Below are 22137 nucleotides of genomic sequence, written 5' to 3'. Positions count from 1 at the left end.
GGGAAAGTCCCATAACTGATAACCTTCATCCAGGAGAATCAATGGCCTATCCTGAAAACATCACCAATCTTAATGGAATCAGCCAGATGCCCCAGGCTGACCGGGAGCGACTGCGACCGGTCATGGAAAAGTTCGATTTTCTTTCCAATGAATACTATCTTTCCTTGATCGACTGGGACGATCCGGATGATCCGATCCGCAGAGTCATCGTGCCCTGCTCCGAGGAACTCGAGCAGTGGGGGCACTTGGATCCTTCGAATGAAGCCAAATATTCGGTGATGCAGGGAGTGCAGCACAAATACGAGAGCACGGCGGTCTTCCTGGCCAGTGAAGCCTGCGGCGGCTACTGCCGTTTCTGTTTTCGCAAACGACTGTTCATTCATCCGGAACAGCGGAATTTTCTGACGGACTATGACTCGGCCTTTGCGTATGTGCGCGATCACAAGGAAATCAATAATGTTTTGATCACCGGCGGAGACGGGTTGATGCTGCCCACGGACCGCCTGGAACGCATCGTCGCGGGACTGCGGGCGATTGATCATGTGCGCATTATCCGGATCGGAACAAAGCTCATGGCCTACAATCCGTTCCGGGTGCTCAACGATCCCGAGTTGATCCGGCTTGTACGGCAGTACAGCCTGCCGGATCGCAGGATGTACTTCATGCTGCATTTCAACCACCCCAGGGAGATCACCAGCCAGAGCATCGAAGCCTGTGACAAGCTGCTGCGCGCTGGGGCCGTGCTTTGCAATCAGACGCCCATGCTGCGCGGGGTCAACGACAAACCCGAGGTGCTGGGGGAACTCTTCAACAAGCTCTCCTACATCGGCGTGCCGCCGTACTACGTTTTTCTCTGTCGCCCCACGGTGGGCAACCTGCCCTTTGCCGTGCCCGTGGAGGAAGCGCACCAGATTTATCAGGAAGCCAGGAACATGTGTTCAGGACTGGGCAAGCGCGCCAAGCTGACCATGTCCCATGCCACGGGCAAGATCGAGGTCCTGGCCTCCACCAGTGATCAGATCATTTTTCGCTATCACCGGGCGGCGATTCCGGAGCAGAGCGGGGAGGTCGTCATCTGCAGAAAGAATCCGGAAGCATACTGGTTTGATGATTATCAGGAAATCATGGAAGTGGTCAGCCTGAGCGACGGCTGGCTTGCGGAGTGAGGGGGGTGCCTTTCAGGCGGTAGATGCACGGCGCTCCGACTTCATCCGGAGCGCCGTGTTCATGGAGGGATTAGTGACTTTATTCCCTCGATCCTGTCACAAAAAACAAGTTTGAACCGCAAAGACGCCAAGGACTTGAAAATTTAAGGCCTGATGCAGGAGTTTGTCTGAAGCTTGGTGACGAGCATGAGATAACCGCCCGCTTCGCTCAAGGCGCGGAGGACGCCAAGGAAAACATTTTAAAAAGTAGGGAATGAGCTGCTTTTTAAAAGAATGCCTCACCCCTGTCGGTGTGATGTCTCTTCGCCGTCAGGCGTGAAGCCTTTTGCCTTCCGCATCTTTCCAGCGGAAGGCAAAAATTCTTCTTGGCGTCCTCCGCTACTTGAGCGAAGCGGGCGGTTCAAATGCCTTCTGTTTGGGTTGCGGACAGGGCTCGCTTTAGAGGAAATAATCGAAGTCCTGTTCGCGTTTCATGGTCCGCTTCAGGCTCAGGATGCGCGCCGGGAGCGAGTGGGGATTGAGGGCCAGGATCGGATACCGGCTTTGCCAGATGAACCGTTCGCCGGTGAGTTCGTCAAACAGTAAAAAAGGTCTGCCCTCGGCCAGGCCGAGTTCTTCCATGGGCAGATTCAATTGTCCCGTTTGCGGCTGGAAAGGGTCAAGGGTGACCACGACCAGCAGCGTGTCCTCCCCGTCCGCCGAATATTTCAAATAGCTGATGATGGAGTCGTTGTTCACGGGGACGAACTGCAGATTGTCGGTGCGTTGCAAGGCGACATGGTTGCGGCGGATTCGGTTGACTCTGGTGATCAGCTCCTTGAGATTTCCCGGCTGGTCCCAGTTCCACTGCCTGCACTCGTATTTCTCGGAATGCAGATACTCCTCCTTGCCCGGAACGGCCTCGGCCACGCACAACTCGAAGGCCGGGCCGTAGATTCCGTAGCTGCTGGAGAGGGTCGCCGCGAGGATCAGGCGGATCACGAAGGCCGGACGCCCGCCGTACTGCAGGTATTCCGGGAGGATGTCCGGCGTGTTGGGCCAGAAGTTGGGCCGGAAGTAGTCCCGCATGTCCGTGCGGGTCAGTTCGGTCATGTATTCGGTCAGCTCGTATTTGGTGTTGCGCCAGGTGAAGTAGGTATAGGACTGGGAAAAGCCCAGTTTGCCCAGACGGCCCATGATCCGGGGCCTGGTGAAGGCTTCGGCCAGGAAAATGACGTCGGGATGCTCTTTGCGGATGGTGGCGATCAGCCAGTGCCAAAAGGCGAAGGGCTTGGTGTGCGGGTTGTCCACCCGGAAAATAAGGATTCCCTTATTGATCCAAAAGCGGACCACGTCGGCCAGTTCCTGCCACAAGGCCTCCCAGTCATGGGTTTCGAAGTGGAAGGGCAGGACGTCCTGGTATTTTTTCGGCGGATTCTCCGCGTACTGCACGGTGCCGTCCGGCCGCCATTGGAACCAGTCCGGATGGTCGCGGACATAGGGATGGTCCGGGGCACACTGGTAGGCCAGATCCAGGGCAATTTCCAGATCGTGGGAACGCGCGCGGGCCACGAGTTCATCGAAATCATCCCATGTGCCCAGCTCCGGATGCAGAGCGGTATGGCCGCCTTCTTCCGCGCCGATGGCCCAGGGTGAGCCGGGATCGCCGGGCTGCGCCTCGGTGGCGTTGTTCTTGCCCTTGCGGTTGCTCCGTCCGATGGGATGGATCGGCGGCAGGTAGAGCACGTCGAATCCCATTTTCGCGATTTCCGGAAGCAGCCTGGCCACGTCGCGCAAGGTTCCGTGTTTATCCGGCTCGGGCGACCAGGAGCGGGGGAAGAGTTCATACCAGGTGCTGTACAGGGCTTTGGGGCGCTCCACATACAGACGCAGAATGCGCGGGTAGGTGGTGATCAATTCCGGGTCAGGGCAGGCATGGACAGCCCGCTGGAGACGCGGATCTTCCAGGAGGGCCAGGCCCTGCTTGGGGCTGAGCCCCTTTTCCAGTTCCGCGGCAGTCTCCAGAAGCAGGCTCGCCGCCTGTTCGGAGATTCCCTCGGCCCCTGCTCTGGAGGCGGTGGAGCGGAGCACGGAGGCAGCGATCAGCAGGTCCACGGAGATGTCCTGACCGGCATCAAGTTTCTTGTGGATCCCGTGCAGCACCGTGCTGAAATGATCGACCCACGCATCAAGAGTATATTCATATTCGCCGGGTGATTCCGGCACGACACGCGCCTCCCAGAGATCGTTGGGCAGGGCCTTCATGGGATGGATTTCCCACTTTTCTTCGCCCAGGGGCCGGAAGTGCAGGCGGGCCTGGATCAGATCGTGGCCGTCCGTGAAAATATCAGCGCGAACGAGCAGGTCCTCGCCCGCGACACGCTTCGCGGCAAACATGCCTTCTTCAATTTCCGGGCGAACATGTTCGATGACGACGCGTCGTCGTCCGTTGAATCGTTGCATGTTTCCTCCTGGATTCAGTTTTGACGTCAAGATGACGTCCGTCAATGCGAATGGCTGTCTCGGTTTTTACTCCAAGGCAGTCTCTTGCTGGAATCGTACCATCGGGCTTTGCGTGCATGGGATGGGGCAATTCGCTGAGCGTTGTGGCAGGGGGTAGTCGTTAATGGTTGCGTGTCTGGAAATGGCCCAAAAATGGATTCGGGCTCGGTCCGGCAGAGACCGGGCAAAGTCCAGACAAACCGGACCACGTCCCTGTCTTTGAATCAGAATTTTGCGGACTGCTGAAAAAAAACTACTCAGCAGATTCTGGCATGAGCATTATCCGTTCCCAGCCGGCATCGGTCAGATCCACGATGTGCAGGCTGCCGTGGAACAGCGGCGGATGGCCGCAGGCCAGGGCAACGGCCTCGCGGCATTGCAGGGCGGCGATCAGCCAGACGCACGGGGCTAGAGTTCCCAGGGACACTTCCGCGCCTTCGCCCTGGGCGAGAACGCCCTGGAAAATATCGGAATACATGTCGTTGGGGAGATGGGTCGTGATGAATCCCGTCCATCCGGCCACCCCGGCGCTGACCACCGGCAGTCCCGCGGCGGCGGCGGCTCGGCGCAAGGCGAGCTTGCTCGGGAGATCGCCCAGGGCATCCAGGACGATATCCGCTCCCTGGATGAACCCCGGCATTTCATCAGGCATGACGACGGTCTGCCGGGCAGTCAGATCGATATCCGAGTTCACGGCCTCAATTCGGGTCATCGCACCTTCGGCCTTGGGACGGCCGATGTTGGATTCGAGGCAGAACAACTGGCGGTTCAGGTTGCTGTCCTCGAAAACATCGCCGTCCGCCGTCCTGATCCATCCCTCGCCCCTGCGGCCGAAACCCATCCTGGCCAGCATTTCCAGCAGCGTCCCACCCAGGCCGCCCAGCCCCAGCTGGCAGATTTTGCTGGAATGCAGGCGCTGCTGGTCCTGCTCGGTGAGGGTGGTGAAGTGACGGACGTACCGCCTGCTGAACGATTCGGCCATGGCCTCATCCTCCTCCCACGGCGGGAAAGAGCCCGATCCGGTCGCCCTCCTGAAGTTCATAATCCGGACCGACCACGACGCCATTGGCAAAAGAAATCTTCACCTCGCCCTCGGCAATGCGCAAAAAAGCAATCAGATCGCGCATCATTGGATGAGGTCCGAGATGGAATTCATTTTCCGTGGGTTGAAACTTGGAGAGGGTGGCGTAACATTTTACTTCCAGCAGCATGTACAGATCCTTTGTTGGCGTTGAATAGGAGGTAGCTCATGGGCTACATTGTTCGTCTTCGGCTCGATGAACGAGTACTGGCTCAGTCAGACATGCGAGGCGCAAAATTAAGGCAAGGCGGACCAGTCATGTCGTTCGTCGAAATTAGCTGAATGGTTGCAAACAACGAAATAATATTCGATGTCGTTGGACGCGGTGACGGCGTTGATGAAAAGCTGATTCAAAACAGACTGCTCAAATCGCTAATCAATGTCTCGTTAGTGAGAAGCTATCAAAATGTAAGGAAGGCGAAGCCGATGGTCAACCGCGCCATGGTCGGCGTACTAACGAATATTTTGACATCCGTTCATCAACATCCTAAATTCCCCCTCTTTCTTTTTTCAATCCACCAGAGGTGCCATCAGAATGCAACATTTCGTTTTGGATAAAGATATCCTGGACATGGCAGTGCATGCCGAGGAACAAGAACAGGGCGCGGTTTCTTCCTTATTGGAAATGGCCGGGAATGATACCCTGACATTATGGGTTCATCCGCAGTCAGTCACGGATTGCCTGATGCGCGGGATTGCTTCCGCGGAAGGCGGCCGCAACGATTCCGCTGCCCTGGCGAGCCGCATGGCCGGGCTTCTGGAGACGGTTCGGCTGTTGCCGGCTCCTGGCGTGCAGCTCTTGCAGATACTGCACCAGGATACTGTTGACCCGTTGCTGGACCTGACCATTCTCGCGGCTGACGAGTACCTCGATGAATACGTTCTGGTCAGCAATCGCCAGATTGAATCGCCCTTGCAGCCTAAGACATGTTCACCGGAGCAATGTCGGCTGATCGTCAGCGACGAACAGGATGCGCGCCAGATTCCTTTTGTGGACCTGAAGGCCCAGCAGCAGGCAATTTATCCGGTCCTGGAAGCGAACATGTTTCAGGTGATGAAAAGTTGCAAGTTCATTCTGGGACCGGAAGTGGAGGAACTGGAACAGAGGCTGGCTGCATATACGGGAATGGAGCACGTGGTTTCCTGTTCCTCGGGCACCGAGGCCCTGGTTCTGGCGCTGATGGCCTACGACGTCGGCCCCGGAGACGCCGTGTTCACAACGCCGTTTACTTTCATCGCCACGGCGGAAGTTATTTCCCTGCTCGGCGCCACGCCGATTTTCGTGGACATCGATCCCCGCACCTTCAATCTTGACCCGGACAAGCTGGACGCGGCTATTTCCGCACTCGTCGACGGATCATCCGGCCATACCCTGCCCGGAAACACAAAAGGGCTGACTCCCCGTGCCGTGATTACCGTCGATCTGTTCGGCTTGCCCGCGGACCACGGACGGATATCGGCCATCGCAAAAAAACATGGTCTGGCGTTGATCGAAGACGCGGCGCAGTCCTTTGGCGGCGAGGAGCACGGCCGCCGGGCCTGTGCTCTGGGCGATATCGGCTGCACCTCCTTTTTTCCGGCCAAACCCCTGGGCGGATACGGCGAGGGCGGGGCCTGCTTCACCAACAACGCCGACATGGCGGAAGTGATGCGCTCTATTCGCGTGCATGGCCAGGGAACCTCGCGCTACGAGCATGCCCGGCTGGGCACCAATGCCAGACTGGACGCCCTGCAGGCCGCCGTGCTGCTGGCCAAGATGGATGTTTTCCCTCTTGAACTGGAGCGGCGTCATGCCTTGGCCGCGAACTATCCCCCCCTGCTGGAACCATGCGATTTGACCCCGCCGTACATTCCGGAAGGTTTCAGCTCAGCCTGGGCCCAGTACTCCCTGCTGGCCAGGGACAGGGACCACCGCGACGCCTGTCAGAAGGCCCTGGCGGATGCAAAAATCCCCAGTGTCGTCTACTATCCCATTCCCCTGCATTTGCAGCGGGTGTTTCAGCCCCTGGGATACAAGGGAGGGGATCTTCCGGTGTGCGAATCGGTTTCCCGTCGCATTTTCAGCCTGCCGATGCATCCTTATCTTCAGGCCAGGGATCAGGAACGGATCGCCGACGTCCTTTGCGGACCGGGAGCGAGGACCTGACTGATACCGGTTTACGCAATCCCGTTCGCTATCCGAAAATATCCAAATGAGAGAATCATGAACGAATCACAACCACTCAAGGTCGGCCTGATCGGTGTCGGCAAAATGGGCCGCAACCACCTGCGCGTTCTTTCCTACATGAAACCGGTCCAGGTTGTTTTCATCCATGACAACAATAAGGACACGGAGCTTCAACTTGCCGCGGAGTACGGCACCCGGGCCGCCGGCAACCTGGAAGAGGATCTGGCCGGGGTGGATGCCGTTGTTTTGGCCACACCGACATCCACGCATCTGGAATACATCGAGTTGATAAGCCGGTATGTCTCGAACATTTTTGTTGAAAAGCCGCTGACGGACAGTTTGGAATCAACCCGTGCCGCCGCCCGTCTGGCCCGGGAAAAGAATCTGCGCATTCAGGTCGGCTTCATCGAGCGCTTCAATCCCGTGGTCACGGAGCTGGTCAAGATTGTCGGGCGTTCCACGGAAGTGGTGAACATGGACTTGACCCGCACGGACAAGGTCTTGGATCGCAACCTGGATGTGGACGTGGTCCTGGACCTGATGGTTCACGATCTTGATTTGGCTCTGTATCTGCGCGGGCCAGTGGAGCATGTCCAGGCCTTCGGTCAGGCCCGGGACGGACTGACGGCTTTGGCACACGCCGTCCTGGTGCATACCAACGGTTCCATCTCACGCATCATGGCCAGCAAGATCACCGAGAAACGCATCCGCCAGATCTCCGTGACCTGTCCGGACCTTTTCGTCGAGGCGGACCTGCTGCAAAAGGAACTGGTCCTGCATCGCAAAACCGTGGAGCAGCGCTATGCCGATGTTTCCCTGGCTTCGGTCCGCGAAGCGGTATTCGTGCGCCACGAGGAGGCCCTGCTGGCACAGCTCCTGGCTTTTGTCGGCTACTGCCGGGGGAGCGACTGCGTGGCTCCGGCCCATGTGCCGGATGTCGGAGCGGCTCTGGCTTCCATGGAGCTGGCGGAACTGATCCGCGAAAGCATCTCCCACAACGCCTCGATCCCCTCATCCCTCAACCCCATTGGATTCTGATTCGCAGTAAACTCATAATTACATTTCGATCTCAATGGCAATCGAATCCCATCGCGGTTTGGATTACACCCTCATGATACTGCCACCTGAGTGAACTCGGAACAAACCTGCCATGCCCCCCCCTCGAATCTGGATTAATGCCTGCGAACCGTCCGGGGATATGCATGCCGCGATTCTGGCCAAAGCGCTGCGCAGCATGCATCCGGGGGTCCGGCTTTCCGGAATGGGCGGTTCGGCCATGGAAGAGCAGCAGGTCGATTTGAAGCTGCGCATGGAAGGCCTTTCGGTGATGGGCATATCCGAAGTCTTCGCCTATCTGCCCCGGGTATTGGGGATGTGGCGAACGATCCGCAAGCAGCTTGCCGATGCCAAACCCGACGCCATCGTGCTTGTCGATTCCCCGGATTTTCATTTTCGTGTGGCGAAAATGGCGTCAAAGCTTCAAATCCCGGTCTTCTACTACATCAGCCCGCAGGTCTGGGCATGGCGGCGCGGCCGGATCAACTTTCTGCGCCGTCATGTGCGCCGGGTGCTCTGTATCCTGCCCTTTGAAGAGCAGTTCCACCGGTCCCACGGTCTGGAGGCGGAGTATGTGGGGCACCCGTTGCTGGAGCAGTTGCTTCGCCCCGAGATTCTTGATGTTTCGCCTGAAACAAATCGAATAGGAATCCTCCCCGGGAGCAGAAAGTCCGAGATCGAGCGCATGATGCCGGTGTTCGCGCAAACCGCGGCCCGTCTCCTGCAGCTCGATCCTGCTCTTGAATTCTGTGTTTTCAAAGCGCCAGGGGTGAACGAAGACCAGATTCGCGTTCATTGCCCCCCGCAGCTTCCGCTGCGCTTCATTGACCATCCGCGGCGATACGAGCAAATGCGTTCATGCGCGTTGATCCTGGCCACATCCGGGACCGTGACCCTGGAGAGCGCCCTGCTGCAGGTGCCGACCATCGTCGGCTATAAATTCTCGCGGTTGAGCTTTCTGGTGGGGGTGCGGCTGGTCAAGGTGCCGGCTGTCAGCCTGGCGAATCTGATCCTGCGCAGAAATGTTCTGCCGGAATTCATTCAGAACCAGGCAAATGCCGACAACCTCACCACTCAGGCATGGCAATGGCTTTCGCATCCGGAAGAGATGCGGCGCGTGCGCCGGGAACTCTCCCGCCTGCCCGGGATGCTGACGACCCAATCTACTTGCCCGCGAGACACCGCATGCGGACCCGCGGACAGGTCCGCGGCCATCATTCTTGGTGACCTTGGCTGTCGCTTCCAGCAAGGAGATAGGACGTAAATATCGATCCGGCTTTACAGCACAAGGGATTCGGGAGTATTTGCCTGATAATGAAGTGGATGGGTGAACCGGCACTTCGATCCCCATTGAAGGAAATTTTTAGTCTTATTGCGAAGTCAACATAACTACTCAGCACTTTTGACAACAAAACTCGGTATGTTCCGGTTTGTCTCGATTTTTTGGCATCGCTTGTCTGACTGAGCCAGGATTCGTTCATCGAACCATTGCCAAACGCCTGAAGCGACAATTTGATGTTTATTCGAGCAATGGTTCGATGTTACGAAGCCGGCGAAGGATTTGCGAGGACAAAAATCGAGACAAGCCGGAACGCAACTGAATAGTTACAAGTCAACAGCAAAAAGCAACTTACCAATCAGGAGAACATGATGATACAATCCTTGAAGGTCATGGGCTTCATACTGGCCATGTTTTTTGTGGCCTCCACCGTGCATGCCCAGGGTCAGGTGCCGGTAAAAATCCTCTCGGACCACATGGAATATGTTCAGGAAAGCAGTACGGTGGTCTTCACGGGAAGCGTGCACGTAGACCGGGAAGATTTTCAGATCTGGAGCGACAAGCTGACCGTTTTCATGGCCGCTTCAGGCGAGCAAGCCGGTCCGTCTCTCGGCCCGGACGGCTCCCAGGATATTGAAAAACTGCTTGCCGAAGGCAATGTTCGAATTGAGCGCGAGAACCAGACCGGAACCAGCAGCAAGGCAACATACTGGACCAAGCGCGGCGTGGTGGTCATGGAAGGCAATCCGGTGCTCAAGGACGGCCAAAGCTCCATCAGCGGCGAAGTGATCACCTATCACCTCCAGGACAACAGAGGCGTGGTCGAAGGCGGCCAACGACAGCGCGTGCAAGCCGTATTCATGGCTCCCGCAGGACCGGCTGCACCTTAGAGTTGAAAAAACTAAAGCATCTTTTTCGCATGCCGAGTCTGGCATCCTGAGCGAATCGAGAGGTTTTCTTTTTCCGAGTCCGGTGTACCAAGGAAACCGGTAATCAAGTGAAAGGCATATCGTTTACTTCTCCACACCTGAGCTAGTGGATGACATTTTCAAAACAAAAGGCGACCATACGGTCGCCTTTTTGTTTTGGGGTAGCCAACACGAAATATGTGCAGTGATGCGTTACCTTTTTGTGCTCTTCATTAATCGCGGCATCTCGCATGGCCTGATGCCAATGCCGTTTCACGGGGAAACTGAGACCGCGATAGATCAGTAATCCGCCCCCAGTCCGTCGGCTGTCCGCCGAATAGCATTTTCCAGCGCCCGCTGTCCGGCGGCGATATCGCTGGTTCCCGCTTCGAAGGTTTCGTGTTCAGTTATGCGCCCGGAGGACCAGATCAAGGAGCCATCCACCATGCTGCGGAACTCGGTTTCCATGGTGACGGTGGCCCGTTCCCGCAGGGTCTGATCCCGCGCCCCGGAGAGTTCGGTGTCGGTATAGTAGGCGATTATTCTCAATGTGACGGCGGCCTGGGCTGCTTCACCATCCACCCAGTTGATCCTGGCGCGACGGGTGAACTCATCGCGGAACCTGGCGCGAAGATATGGATCGATCCAGGCTTCGAGGGTCGGATTATCCACATCCTGAATGTAGATGTTCGTCACATTTTGGGGCAAGTTGATGGGTGCGCTGGCGCTGAAGTGGTAGCCGCACCCGGCGACGAATAGCAGCAGGCCGATTGCCGGAATGAAGAGTGTGCGCAACATGGGGAGTCCTTCGGTTCTGATTGTTTGGCGGCCGATCTGTCCTGAGCGGACCACTGTTCGGTTGCTCCACGAATATCAGCTGCTGTTTCAATGGCTTACGATCTAGAAGCTCAAGCCGAGAATGTCTTCAAGTCCTTTAAGGGAAATCTGCACCTCAAAGCGGTTTTCATCAGGCGTCTGGGAAAAAAGAAAATTTAAAAAGTAGCATTGATGCGCGAAGCCGATCCCCAATATTTTTTCAATGTCCTCTTTTGTCTGGAGATCCCTCTTGTAATCCGCACTCAAGTGCCAGCCGCGGGGGAGATTGATCAGGCCGCCGACCCGGAGAATTTCCCGTTTTTGCTGATTACGGCGCCGGAAGTCGTCCGTGACTTCGGAAAGAAAGTCGAAGCCGAAATAGGCACTCCCAAGACCGGGGTAGTTCCCCCGAAGCATGTGCTCATGCTGGGTGATCATGTTGTCGTATGGGGAGTACCAAGTCCGGTTCACCAGGTCGATATAGCGGCCGGGCGAGAAGGTGACGTCCGTCCGGATGTCCGTGAAGGGTCGGCGCTCGTATTGATCGAGTCGGTCGTCGCGTTTCGCCTCCACGAAGTCATAGGCCTGGTCAAACCGGATGCGCAGAAAATCCAGATATGTCGATCTGATTTGGACTGCATCCTCCAAAACGAATCCTTCGGCGCCATCAGGTCTTGGAAGTTCAACGACACGGTCCAGCCGTCTGTTGAAGGTGTTGCGCAAGGTGTATGAGAGCAGGTTACGCTCATTGATCCGGTCATCCCCCGTGAAAAAAGGATTGCTGTCCTGGTTTACTCTGGGGATGTAGGAGTACGAGAGTTCAGGCTGAATCGTATGCTTCATCTTGGTCCACTGCGAATTCCCTGCATTCTCCGCGAGCGGAGTCACTTTTCCCGGTGCGCCAAGATCATGGATGCCGAAAAGGGAAGTAAATGCGTCTATGCGAAAATCTGGAATGCCGCGTTCGTGAAAATCCTTGGATTCATCCACTCCTCTGCGAGAGTTTTCATGCTTGTCAACGGCATAAAAAGTTTGTCGCCAACCGGTGCTGGGCGTCACGGTTCCATAGGCTGTGTTCCACGGCAAGCTCAGGCGGGGGGCTATATCGACACGACCGCCGGTGGTGCCGAATTCTCGCCAGAAATAGACGGCTTGGTTGCGGGCTTCCAGTTCAAAGGGCGAAGTTCCGAGTTGGGTTTTGTAATAATCCAGGTTCAGTTCCGGCAGACGCTGTAATGTGGGATTTTGGGTGGAAGGCCGATTGTCCGTCCAGTATTCAAGGGCCTGCGTGTAATGCAGTCCGCCTCGGAAGCCGAATTGATTCCAGCTGCGGCTCAACTCAAAGGCATTGGCTCTGTTACGGGAGTCGATGTTGTTCATGCCGCGGCCAAAGTCTCGCACCATGCTGTCGTGGGTTCTTTCATAGCCGGTGTAGCCGTGCTTGAATTCGCGCAAGTAGTTCTGATCAGAGACAATATCCACATCAAATTTTGTTTTCCACAACGGGTGAATAAGATAGCCGTCATGCTTGCCGCGGACCCAGTACCTGTTGGTGTTGGGTCTTGTCAGTCCGTCTTCCTGAAACTGCGGGTCCTCATCCGCCTCAGTGGGAGATGTTTTCGAGTCGTGCAACCAATTGGCCTGCCAGACCCCCTTGGAGTCCAGATCGGTGAACTGCCGGTACTCAGCACCCATCATCACACCGCGTTTGCTCATCATGTTGGCGTAGAACGTGGCGTCTTTTTCTTCATCAATGGCCCAATAGTAGGGAAGGTTCAAGCTGACGCCCAGGCGGTTGCTGTAGTATGGTTCGGGAATCAGAAATCCGCTCTGGCGTTGGGTCTTCACCGGAAAAATCAGGTACGGCGAATACAGCACCGGCGTGTTTTTGACCTGAAAGCGAGTGTGCCACATGCGGGCATAGCCACCGGTGGTCACTTCCCCTTCACTGCTTTGAATGGACCAGGCCGGAATCGGACCGTCGCAAGTGGTGATCTGTGCATCCTTGAAAGCGTACGTCTGTTCGCAACGCTTTTCCAGCAACTGGCCGCGGATGTAGAAATTATCCTGGACCAAAAACATTTCACCGTCCGTTACCCATCCGATATTTTGCTGCAGGTCGAAATCCGCTTCCTCGCCCACGAGGATGTCGCCATCCCACTCGATCCTGACATTTCCGCTGAGGTGAGCGAACCCGGTATCCCGGAAGTACCGGATCGAGTCCGCCTGGATTCTGTTCACACCATGGCGGATCATGACATTGCCCGTGGCTACGAATACTTGTTCCTGGCGCAGGCTTTCCACATGATCCGCCTCCAAGGTCCAGGGCTGGTCCGGTTGAACCGAAAATTCCTGCTGAAGCAGTGATTGCGCCCCGGTAAGTTGCGGAATTGCAAGGAAAATGAAGAGCAGGAACCAGATGATGCAATCAATGCACCTGTATCGTGTCGACAATGAGGATAAGACTCGATGGGGACAGGGATGAGGTTTCGTCATGGGCGAAGGACTCCTTGGCGCAAACATGAAAAAAAAGCGAAACAACAAAGCAACTACTCAGCTGAGGTCCGGTTTGCCTTGATTTTACGGCCTCAGACTCCTTCGCCGGCTTCGTAACATCAAACCATTGCGTGAATAAACAGCATTTGGAGCTTCAAGTGCTTGGCAATGGTTTGATGAACGAATCCTGGCTCAGTCAAGCATGCGAGACCGCAAAATCAAGGCAAGCCGGACCAATCCCGTGTACTTTCAGAATATGCTGAATAGTTACACAACAATACCTAAAGCTGCACTGACTTAATCTGTTCATAATTGAATAAAGAATACCCGTAGCTACGAATACTTGTTTCTCTCGCAGGCTTTCCGCAAGGTTCGCCTTCAGTGTCCAGGGCTGTTTCGATTGAGCCGAAAATTCCTGCTGGAGCAGTGATGCGCTTCGACAAGATTACTTTATTCGTTAACGATCGATTGGCGTCATGTCAGACCAAAGTGGCTGGTGCATCATGGCTTGGGTTTCAGGCGAACATGCTTTGGAGGCAGATCGGCAATATCTTGTGATGCAGCATATGTCCATGCCGGAATGCTGAAGGTGAGTTGCCGAAAGTCCATGATGAGTTGACCTTCCGGCACGAGATTCTTGTTTCCGTGGGGGACATGGTTTAGAGAGAGGGCACGTTCGCGGGGTCGTGGTCGAATCCGGGTACTGTGTTGCCGCGGCCAATGAATCAATAGCGTTGAAGGCATGGAGGCAAAGGTGATGATGTTTCGATTGAATAGGGTGTGGTTGCTCCTCTTTGCGTTGGTCATTTTAGGGGTGATCGGTGCCGGGTGCGGCAAGAAGGGCTGGCCTGTGCCGCAGGTTGACGAAGATCGTTTCCATTGGGGTGAGATTCAGCATCAGCGCCAAGACGCGTGTCTGGATGTGCGTGCCCTGGTGCATGGAGCATCCAAAAAGCTGGGATTCGTACACCTGGAATGGATGCAGCTGGAGTCCAACGAGGACTGCCCCGGATGTCCTTTCCAACCCACGGGCCGCATTTTGTTGGGAGATGGTTCCAGCGAATTCAAGCGTCAGAACGGCGTGATCAGGATTTTGCTCTGTGAATGGGAACCGAGTGCATCATATCAGTGGCGACTTGTGGGGATGAATGTGCACGGCGGACTGGGATCTGTGGAATCTCCGGTCCAGTTTTCCCGGTAGGTCTGCGGAAGATGACTTGAGCAAATACTCTCCGCGGTCCCAGTTTCTGGCACCGACTTGAGAGTGAAAAATGCCCGCCCCCCCGGGATCGCACCCAGTGCGTCCTCTCTCATCAAAAACGCCCCGGTTTCAATTGGGACCGGGGCGTTTTCACGTTACGGAAGTTTTTGGATGTTAGAGAAAAGGGAGGTAGCGATCAAGCTCATACTGCGTGACCTGGACTCGATAATCGTCCCACTCCTTTTTCTTGTTTTCGATGAATTTGGAAAAGATGTGTTCACCTAAAGCTTCCTTGAGCAGAGCGCTTTGTTCCATAACCGCCACCGCTTCGCCGAGGCTGCCCGGCAACGCTTCGATTTTATGAGCGGATCGCTCCGAAGTGGTCATTTCAAAGATGTCCTCTTCCACCGGGTCCGGCAGCTTGTAGCCTTCCTCCATGCCCTTGAGCCCGGCGGCGAGCATTACGGCAAAGGCCAGGTAGGGATTGCAGGCCGGGTCCGGCGAACGCAGTTCCACGCGTGTAGCCACTTCCTTGCCCGGCTTGTACAGAGGAACCCGCACCAGAGACGAGCGGTTGCGGCGGGCCCAGGCCAGATAGACGGGAGCTTCATATCCCGGGACCAGGCGTTTGTAGGAATTGACCCACTGGTTGGTGACGGCGCAGAATTCCGGAGCGTGTTTGAGCAGACCGGCAATGTAGCTTTTGCATTCCGCGCTGAGAAAATGTTTGTCGTTGGCATCATAAAAGACGTTTCTGCCGTTCTTGAACAGCGACTGGTGCGTGTGCATGCCGCTGCCGTTCTGCCCGAAAATGGGCTTGGGCATGAAGGATGCGTAACAACCGTGCCTGCGGGAAATCTCCTTGCAAACGGTCTTGTAGGTCACGGCAATGTCGGCCATTTGCAGAGCCTCGGCATAGCGCAGGTCGATCTCGTGCTGGCTGGGCGCGACCTCGTGGTGACTGTACTCCACCGTGATTCCCATCTTGTTCAGGGCGAAAATGATATCCCGGCGGACGTCGTTGCCCAGATCGAGGGGCGGAGCATCGAAATAGCCGCCATGATCAATGATGGTGGGCTGCTTCGATGATTCAAAGAGGAAGAACTCCAGTTCCGGACCGACGTAGAACGTGTACCCTTTTTCCGCGGCTTTGCTCAAAATCCGTTTCAGCACATACCGACTGTCGGCGACATAGGGGGTTCCGTCCGGATTCTTGATGTCGCAGAACATCCTGGCCACGGGACGATCCACCGGCCGCCAGGGAACAAGTTGGAACGTCGTTGGATCAGGAATGGCGACCATATCGCTTTCATGAATCCTTGCAAAACCCAGGATTGACGATCCGTCAAATCCCATTCCCTCGTCAAAGGCCCCCTCCAACTCGCTGATGGTTATTTGGAAGCTTTTCAGCGTTCCAATGACATCCACAAACCAGAATTGAACAAAACTGACATTGTATTCGCGAACCGCCTTCATTACGTCGTCGGCATTCCGGCAATTAAATACGGGCGAATCGATCATTGAAACCTCCAGAGGTTAGAGTGGCGTGTCGGGAGCCTGTAATTCAAGTTTGAGACCAACTTGGAAGCAGTTGGAATTGCTAAAAATTGCAATGACATGCGGCACTATCGAGCATGTCGTTCCACAAAAATGTGAACTCTGGATGGTGGTGGAGGTTTTTCATCGTCAAAATTGTTAATGGTCATGAATGGGCGTGCCGGCAGCCGGAAAGCAGGGTTCATCGTTCTCATTCCGAATATGGCGTATCAGTTAAGCCGAGTTTTTCCAGGGCGTCCGCCAGGGAATCCTCAATTACGCCGTCGGTGTGCAGGATGTGCGTGGCCGCGCACATGTAGAGCGGGCCACGTTGGATATTGCATTGAATGAGTTCCTGCTCCAGCGGCAGATCGGACAGGGGAGGACGATCTTGCCGGGCGGTGGATGATGTCAAACGTTGGAGCAGGGTCGGGATCCTGGTCATCAGGTAGAAGGTCGTGCCGGATTGCTGAATCCGTTTCAGGTTGTCCGGGGCAAGAATGATTCCGCCGCCCGTCGCAACCACCTGCCCTTTTTCATTACAGACTTCTTGCAGAACATCGGACTCAAGGCGTCGAAAGGCTTCCCAACTTTCAGATGCAACGATTTCGGGAATGGAATGGCCGTTTTTTTGGACGACCATTTCATCGGTGTCCACGAACGTCATACCAAGACGCCGGGCCAGAAGTTTCCCCAGGGTGGACTTGCCGCTGCCGCGCAAACCCACCAGGAAAATATTATCCGATCGCGTGTCGAAACTGGTCTTTCCGGAGCCTTGCCGGTGGACCATGGTTGCCTCGGAGTCGGCAACCGGAATTTTGTCCTGAATGAACCTGTTCATACGGAAATGCTCCAATCCATGGGCATGGGATCATCCGGCAACGTAGTTTCGGAACATCTGCCGGGAAGAAGATGCAAGATCTTCTCCCCAACCTGGACGACCCTTTCCTCGCCCTCGCGTCCTGAAATGGACACCCGAGCCCGACCGTGTTCGAGTTCAACATCGTACCAGGTCCGTTGGAGTTGGAAACGGAAGGTCAGTTTCTGCCAATGTTCCGGCAATCTGGGCTGAATGACCGGATGCGGCCCTCCCAGATGGAGGCCGGCGAAGCATCGGAGGATGATATCCAGGGTGGCGGCCATCACCCCGGTGTGAATGCCTTCTTTCGTGGTGCCGCCTTGGGTGTCGTAGACGTCGCTTTTCATCGCTTCCACAAACCAGCGCCACGTGCCGGCATCGGAATGGATGTAGTAGGACACCACGGCGTGGACCACCTTGCTCAGGGTTGAGCCATGGCTGGTTCGCGGTTCATAGTAGTCGTAGTTTTTCTGCAGCAATTCCCGGGGATCATCCACCTCATGGCCGAGTTCGCGCAGGATGTGGGCCACCTCGTCCGGTTCCAGCAGGTAGTACATCATCAGCACGTCGGCCTGCTTGGCGACTTTGTAATGGTCCGGGCTGTCGCCCTCGGCCTTGAGAATGCGGTCCATGCGGTGGATGTCGTAGTACCGCCGCCGGTAGGCGTCCCAGTCAAGCTCGTCCAGGTCCATGTAGCCGTCGAACTGGTGGATGATGCCCTCGGGAGTCATCAGGACGTTGAGCTTCCTGATCATGTCCCGCCACTTCTCGGTTTCCTCGATCTTGAAGTCGATTTGTTCCTGAAGTTTTCTCAGGGTTGCTCCGGGCAGACGGTCCACCAGCTTGAGCGCCTGCTCCAGAAGCCAGACCACCATCACGTTGGTGTAGGCGTTGTCCTTGACGCCGGGCTCATCATTGCCGGGAAGCTCCTCGTGGAATTCGTCCGGCCCCATGACGCCTTCGATGTGATATTTTCCGGTTTCCGGGTCATGGTTCGCGATATCGGCCCAGAAGCGGGCGATTTCCAGCAGCATTTCCGCGCCGTAATCCCGCAGGAACTGTTCATCCTTGGCCAGTTCCACATACCGCCAGACATTGGCGAAGATGGCGATGGACACATGGCGTTGTCTGCGGCTCAAGTCCGGGTCCCAGGTCTTTCCGGCAGGATTGTAGTGAATTTCCTGGGTTTCTTCTTCGCCTCCATCCGCTGTCTGCCATGGATACATGGCGCCCTTGAAGCCGTAGCTGCGCGCATATTCTCGCGCGCCGTTCAGGCGGTGGTAGCGGTAGAGGAGCAGGGAGCGCGAGATTTCCGGGAAGTGCAGGTCGAAAAAGGGAAGGATGTAGATTTCATCCCAGAAGATGTGGCCGCGATAGGCTTCTCCGTGCAGCCCCCGGGCGGGCATGCCGGTGTACAACAGGCGATTGTGAGGGGAAGCCGTGACCAGCAGGTGGTAAATGTGCAGCCTGACGGTGCGCTGCACGAATCGGTCTCCTTGAATCCGGATGTCCGCCTTGTCCCAGAGTGCGGCCCAGGCCCGTTCATGGGCGCTCAGGATTTTGTTGAAGGCTGAATGCTTGCCAAGCAGGGAGGAAGCGGCGCTGCTCAGATCCTGCACTCCGTCCAGCGACGTGTAGACGGCCACGGTTTTTTCCAGGGCATAGGTTCTGTTTTCATAGGCCTGGAACCGGAGTTCTTCTCCGATTTCCGCATTGTTCTTGAAAGTGGAGCGCTCCGGCGAAAGCTTCTTGTTGTCCTCCAGAAGCCGGGTTCTGGCTTCCATATGGATCTGATATCCGGATGCACTGGTTTTGACTCGCAGGCTCAAACCGTCGGCGGTCTTGCCGGAATGGATCAGTTCCAGATGCTTTGAAGTCAATTGGGAATACCTGGGCACGTTGGTGTTTTCAACGTTGCCGTCCAGGCTGACGCGCATGGTGATCGGCGCGGAATAGTTGATCGGAGTCAGTTCATAACGCAACGCGCACAGATGGGGCTCGGCCATGCTGGCCAGCCGGCTGGACTGGATGCGGGTGATCAGGCCGTGGACGTCGCGGCAGATCATGGTGCGATGGAGCACGCCACGGCGCAGATCCAGCTCCTGCTTGTAGCTGAGCAGTTCCATCTGCAGCGGGCTCAAGTACTTGCTGTTGCCGATCTTGAATTCCACGGGCAGCCAGTTCGGGCAGTTCACGAAATCATTGTTGAAGATTTCGCGGCCGTGCACCATGCTTGGGACACGGTTGAAGATGCCGGCCAGGTACATTCCAGGGTAATGATAAAATGAGGCCCGCTCGCCTTCGAAACAGCCTCGGACCCCCATGTAGCCGTTGCCTACGGTGGTCAGCGTTTCACGCAGTTTCTCGTCGCCGCGTTCCAGGCCAGTATAGGAGTGTTTCCATCCGTCGTTTTGCAGATCCTGCTCGAACCACTTCCGGATGTCTTCCGGACACGTCTCGGTGAGATCGCCCAGCACCAGATCGGCCCCGAATTGACGGAACATCTCGCCGTTCCCATTGGTGGCCAGACCGATGATCATCCCGAAGTTGCCGGCTCGCCCAGCCCGAACGCCGGCCAGCGTATCATCCACGACCAGGCATTCGCCAGGGTAGCACTCCATGGCCCGGGCCGCAGCGAGCATCATGTCCGGTTGCGGTTTTTCCTTGAGATTCTGCTCCTGAAGCATTTCTTCGTCCATGCGGACGTCGTACAATCCTTCAAGCCCCGCAAGTTTGAGAATGCAGTCGCAGTTCAGGCTGGAGGATATGATCCCGATCCGAAAGCCTTCGTTTTTGAGCGTCTTCAGCAGATCGACGGACGTGTCGATGACTTTTGGGCCGTGGGTGTTCAACAATTCCAGGAACAGGTCGTTCTTGCGCCGACTCAGCCCATGGATGGTCTGCGCTTCGGGGCCGTCATCCGGTCTGCCGTAGGGGGGCTCGATATTCCGGGACTTGAAGAAACTCAAAGCTCCTTCGAATGCCGGTCTGCGTTCGAGGTGATTCCTGTAATCGTTCTGGGGGTCAAAAGGGCGGAAGGGACTGCCTTCTTTTTCGGCGACGGATTCCAGAAAAGGATTCAGGGTTTCTTCCCAGGCTTTGGCATGGAGATGGTCCGTGCTGGTGAGTACGCCTCCCAGATCGAAAATGGCAGCCTTCGGCTTCACACCGGTCATTGTTCCTCCCTGGTTTAACAGTGGTCGGCTTGATGTGGTCAGAAACAACTTACGGTATCTTGTCGCGGTGCTTATCGCGTACGGAAAGTTTCTTTGACGGCCGAATCCGGAGTTTGATCGGCAACGATCGCAGTGCAATTTCGACATTGCTGTCCGTGCCTTCGGGCACGGGAGATGTCGCCGATGTTTTTGCGGCTATTCTGAGCAACGAAAAGGCTCAGGTCAACCATATCGGCCCTTGCTCTCAAAATCTACGTCGCAATTCATCACGAAGGGGGACTTCAAGGTGAATTATTTGCAACTACTCAGCTGAGGTCCGGCTTGCCTTGATTTACGGCCTCGCAGACTCCTTCGCCGGCTTCGTAACATCAAACCATTGCGTGAATAAACAGCATTTGGAGCTTCAAGTGCTTGGCAATGGTTTGATGAACGAATCCTGGCTCAGTCAAACATGCGAGACCGCAAAATCAAGGTAAGCCGGACCAATCCCGTGTACTTTCAGAATATGCTGAATAGTTGCAATTATTTTTAAAATATCCTTTTGCCGACGCACTGGCACTGGACTTGCCAGTCGGGCGGTTGATGACCTATCGATCAGGCTTGCGAATGCGTATTGTTCTGTCATGGGGGGCAGCATTGTCACGATCACGGAATGTTCATCCACGTATGGTATACGCGGATCAGCGAGGACGTATTTTCGATCATCCCTCCCTGGGGATGTCGTGCCGAGTCGGATTTGAGATCCGGCAGCCACTGGCCGAGGAACTGATTCCGCTGCCGGAGGAGTGCGAGCTGTTTCTCTTGCCGGGGCGGAATGCCGTGGGTTGGGACAGAGCACGCAATGATGTCCGGATCTCGGATCAAACCGCCGTGGCGGCCTTCGTCAGTCCCGGCCATACCCTGAGCGCGGTCTGCGCCTATGCGACGGAAGCAGGTGCGCCGGTGTTGCCGCTTTTCGCCTATGGCGCCGTGGGATTTGCCCGCGATCGCTTCTGGGTTTGCGCGGAAAAGGTGGATCAGGATCCCCGGCAGCAGTTCTCCGGAATCCCGCCGCAACGGATTCACGCCGGTGCAAAGCAGTGGTTGAAGACGTTCCCCGGCAATCGTCTGGTGCGCCATCTTGCCAATTGCGCACTGGTTTCAGCCTGTCCGGCGGCACGCAATCTGGCCCTGGGCCGATATGAGGCGCCTTTGCCCACGTCGAGAACGTGTAATGCCCGCTGTCTGGGATGCCTTTCTCTGCAGCCCAGCGAATCGGGATTTCCGGCAACCCAGAATCGAATTGGATTTCGCCCGAACCCCGAGGAAATCATCCAGGTCATGCAGCGCCATGGCCGGCGTGAGCCCAAAGCCATATTCTCATTCGGGCAGGGGTGTGAGGGAGAACCGTTAACCGAAGCCGACCTGATCGCCGAGTCCGTGCAGGGGTTCCGGAAAGGGGGGGGCGCGGGAACCGTCAATGTGAACACCAACGCCAGTTTGCCGAAGACGATCCCCCTGCTTGCAAGGGCCGGAGTCTCATCGATCAGGGTCAGCCTGAACAGTGCCCGGGATGATGTGTACCAGAGGTATTATCGACCCAACGGCTATGCGTTTTCAGATGTGCGGGAAAGCATCCGTCAGGCCAAGCAGGCAGGGATGTTCGTTTCTCTGAATTATCTTTTTTTTCCAGGGATTAGTGATACGGTCGCGGAATTGAGTGCTCTCACGGACCTGGTCCAAACCGAAAAGGTGGACTTTATTCAGTTGCGCAACATGAACCTCGATCCGGAGCTGTATCTGGGATTGTATCCGGAGATCAGGGAGGAGACCCTGGGGCTGCATGCATTCATGAGCGAGTTGAAACGGCAAGCCCCCTGGATTCGCTTCGGCTACTTCAATCCGTATCTGGCAGGTCGCTGATCAGCTGCAATAT

15 protein-coding genes are annotated in these 22137 nt (G+C 56.1%); 7 read left to right on the top strand and 8 right to left on the bottom strand.

Features of this window, described 5'->3' with window-relative positions; all coding sequences use genetic code 11:
- Positions 1-41: 41 nt before the first annotated feature.
- Complete coding sequence (locus tag BLP93_RS01720) at positions 42-1166, top strand: KamA family radical SAM protein (RefSeq protein ID WP_092116603.1); 1125 nt, start codon at positions 42-44, stop codon at positions 1164-1166.
- 438 nt (positions 1167-1604) lie between these two features.
- On the opposite strand, the gene BLP93_RS01715 is transcribed toward BLP93_RS01720, so the two are convergent.
- The 3 genes from BLP93_RS01715 to BLP93_RS01705 all read right to left on the bottom strand — a co-directional run bounded on the left by BLP93_RS01715 (position 1605) and on the right by BLP93_RS01705 (position 4858).
- Positions 1605-3608 (bottom strand): alpha-1,4-glucan--maltose-1-phosphate maltosyltransferase, encoded by a 2004-nt coding sequence (locus BLP93_RS01715; RefSeq protein ID WP_092116601.1) that lies wholly within the window; start codon positions 3606-3608, stop codon positions 1605-1607.
- Positions 3609-3900: 292 nt separating this feature from the next.
- Positions 3901-4629 carry a HesA/MoeB/ThiF family protein gene (locus BLP93_RS01710; protein ID WP_161946157.1) on the bottom strand — a complete coding sequence of 243 codons (729 nt, stop codon included), beginning with the start codon at positions 4627-4629 and terminating at the stop codon, positions 3901-3903.
- A 4-nt stretch (positions 4630-4633) separates the two neighbouring features.
- Positions 4634-4858 (bottom strand): MoaD/ThiS family protein, encoded by a 225-nt coding sequence (locus BLP93_RS01705; RefSeq protein WP_092116597.1) that lies wholly within the window; start codon positions 4856-4858, stop codon positions 4634-4636.
- Between the two features lie 405 nt (positions 4859-5263).
- On the opposite strand from BLP93_RS01705, the gene BLP93_RS01700 reads away from it, so the two are divergent.
- The 4 genes from BLP93_RS01700 to lptA all read left to right on the top strand — a co-directional run bounded on the left by BLP93_RS01700 (position 5264) and on the right by lptA (position 10120).
- Positions 5264-6874 (top strand): DegT/DnrJ/EryC1/StrS family aminotransferase, encoded by a 1611-nt coding sequence (locus BLP93_RS01700; RefSeq protein ID WP_341844726.1) that lies wholly within the window; start codon positions 5264-5266, stop codon positions 6872-6874.
- Positions 6875-6931: 57 nt separating this feature from the next.
- Positions 6932-7933: a Gfo/Idh/MocA family protein gene (locus tag BLP93_RS01695; protein ID WP_092116595.1), complete on the top strand. Its 1002-nt coding sequence runs from the start codon at positions 6932-6934 to the stop codon at positions 7931-7933.
- A gap of 112 nt (positions 7934-8045) precedes the next feature.
- The gene (gene lpxB / locus BLP93_RS01690; protein WP_092116593.1) at positions 8046-9215 is read left to right on the top strand and encodes a lipid-A-disaccharide synthase; all 1170 of its coding nucleotides are present in this window, start codon (positions 8046-8048) and stop codon (positions 9213-9215) included.
- 383 nt (positions 9216-9598) lie between these two features.
- A complete protein-coding gene (gene lptA / locus BLP93_RS01685) occupies positions 9599-10120 on the top strand; it encodes a lipopolysaccharide transport periplasmic protein LptA (protein ID WP_092116591.1) in 522 nt (173 codons plus the stop codon).
- A 318-nt stretch (positions 10121-10438) separates the two neighbouring features.
- Here the strand turns inward: lptA and lptE are convergent, their stop codons facing one another.
- The gene (lptE, locus tag BLP93_RS01675) at positions 10439-10936 is read right to left on the bottom strand and encodes an LPS assembly lipoprotein LptE (RefSeq protein WP_092116587.1); all 498 of its coding nucleotides are present in this window, start codon (positions 10934-10936) and stop codon (positions 10439-10441) included.
- A gap of 102 nt (positions 10937-11038) precedes the next feature.
- Positions 11039-13450 carry an LPS-assembly protein LptD gene (locus BLP93_RS01670; RefSeq protein ID WP_161946156.1) on the bottom strand — a complete coding sequence of 804 codons (2412 nt, stop codon included), beginning with the start codon at positions 13448-13450 and terminating at the stop codon, positions 11039-11041.
- Between the two features lie 757 nt (positions 13451-14207).
- On the opposite strand from BLP93_RS01670, the gene BLP93_RS01665 reads away from it, so the two are divergent.
- Complete coding sequence (locus BLP93_RS01665; protein WP_092116583.1) at positions 14208-14651, top strand: hypothetical protein; 444 nt, start codon at positions 14208-14210, stop codon at positions 14649-14651.
- A gap of 174 nt (positions 14652-14825) precedes the next feature.
- On the opposite strand, the gene BLP93_RS01660 is transcribed toward BLP93_RS01665, so the two are convergent.
- From BLP93_RS01660 to BLP93_RS01650, 3 genes are all read right to left on the bottom strand, one after another.
- Positions 14826-16172 (bottom strand): glutamine synthetase family protein, encoded by a 1347-nt coding sequence (locus tag BLP93_RS01660; protein WP_208596539.1) that lies wholly within the window; start codon positions 16170-16172, stop codon positions 14826-14828.
- A 226-nt stretch (positions 16173-16398) separates the two neighbouring features.
- Entirely contained in the window at positions 16399-17028 is a 630-nt protein-coding gene (locus tag BLP93_RS01655; protein WP_092116581.1) for a shikimate kinase, read from the bottom strand.
- Positions 17025-20222, bottom strand: a complete 3198-nt coding sequence (locus tag BLP93_RS01650; RefSeq protein WP_161946155.1) for an HAD-IA family hydrolase — start codon at positions 20220-20222, stop codon at positions 17025-17027. The genes BLP93_RS01655 and BLP93_RS01650 overlap by 4 nt, the downstream gene beginning before the upstream one ends.
- A 666-nt stretch (positions 20223-20888) precedes the next feature.
- On the opposite strand from BLP93_RS01650, the gene BLP93_RS01645 reads away from it, so the two are divergent.
- Positions 20889-22124, top strand: a complete 1236-nt coding sequence (locus tag BLP93_RS01645) for a radical SAM family protein (RefSeq protein ID WP_092116577.1) — start codon at positions 20889-20891, stop codon at positions 22122-22124.
- Positions 22125-22137 lie beyond the last annotated feature (13 nt).

Source organism: Desulfonatronum thiosulfatophilum, from assembly GCF_900104215.1.
GTDB classification, from domain to species: domain Bacteria; phylum Desulfobacterota; class Desulfovibrionia; order Desulfovibrionales; family Desulfonatronaceae; genus Desulfonatronum; species Desulfonatronum thiosulfatophilum.
This window is presented reverse-complemented; position numbering and strand designations above follow the sequence as displayed.

Coding starts and splice junctions, on each gene's coding strand:
- BLP93_RS01645 (WP_092116577.1), top strand. CDS start 20,889: ATGGTATACGCGGATCAGCGAGGACGTATTTTCGATCATCCCTCCCTG.
- BLP93_RS01715 (WP_092116601.1), bottom strand. CDS start 3,608: ATGCAACGATTCAACGGACGACGACGCGTCGTCATCGAACATGTTCGC.
- lptA (WP_092116591.1), top strand. CDS start 9,599: ATGATGATACAATCCTTGAAGGTCATGGGCTTCATACTGGCCATGTTT.
- BLP93_RS01700 (WP_341844726.1), top strand. CDS start 5,264: ATGCAACATTTCGTTTTGGATAAAGATATCCTGGACATGGCAGTGCAT.
- BLP93_RS01710 (WP_161946157.1), bottom strand. CDS start 4,629: ATGGCCGAATCGTTCAGCAGGCGGTACGTCCGTCACTTCACCACCCTC.
- BLP93_RS01720 (WP_092116603.1), top strand. CDS start 42: ATGGCCTATCCTGAAAACATCACCAATCTTAATGGAATCAGCCAGATG.
- BLP93_RS01705 (WP_092116597.1), bottom strand. CDS start 4,858: ATGCTGCTGGAAGTAAAATGTTACGCCACCCTCTCCAAGTTTCAACCC.
- BLP93_RS01660 (WP_208596539.1), bottom strand. CDS start 16,172: ATGATCGATTCGCCCGTATTTAATTGCCGGAATGCCGACGACGTAATG.
- BLP93_RS01670 (WP_161946156.1), bottom strand. CDS start 13,450: ATGACGAAACCTCATCCCTGTCCCCATCGAGTCTTATCCTCATTGTCG.
- BLP93_RS01695 (WP_092116595.1), top strand. CDS start 6,932: ATGAACGAATCACAACCACTCAAGGTCGGCCTGATCGGTGTCGGCAAA.
- lptE (WP_092116587.1), bottom strand. CDS start 10,936: ATGTTGCGCACACTCTTCATTCCGGCAATCGGCCTGCTGCTATTCGTC.
- BLP93_RS01655 (WP_092116581.1), bottom strand. CDS start 17,028: ATGAACAGGTTCATTCAGGACAAAATTCCGGTTGCCGACTCCGAGGCA.
- BLP93_RS01665 (WP_092116583.1), top strand. CDS start 14,208: ATGATGTTTCGATTGAATAGGGTGTGGTTGCTCCTCTTTGCGTTGGTC.
- lpxB (WP_092116593.1), top strand. CDS start 8,046: ATGCCCCCCCCTCGAATCTGGATTAATGCCTGCGAACCGTCCGGGGAT.
- BLP93_RS01650 (WP_161946155.1), bottom strand. CDS start 20,222: ATGACCGGTGTGAAGCCGAAGGCTGCCATTTTCGATCTGGGAGGCGTA.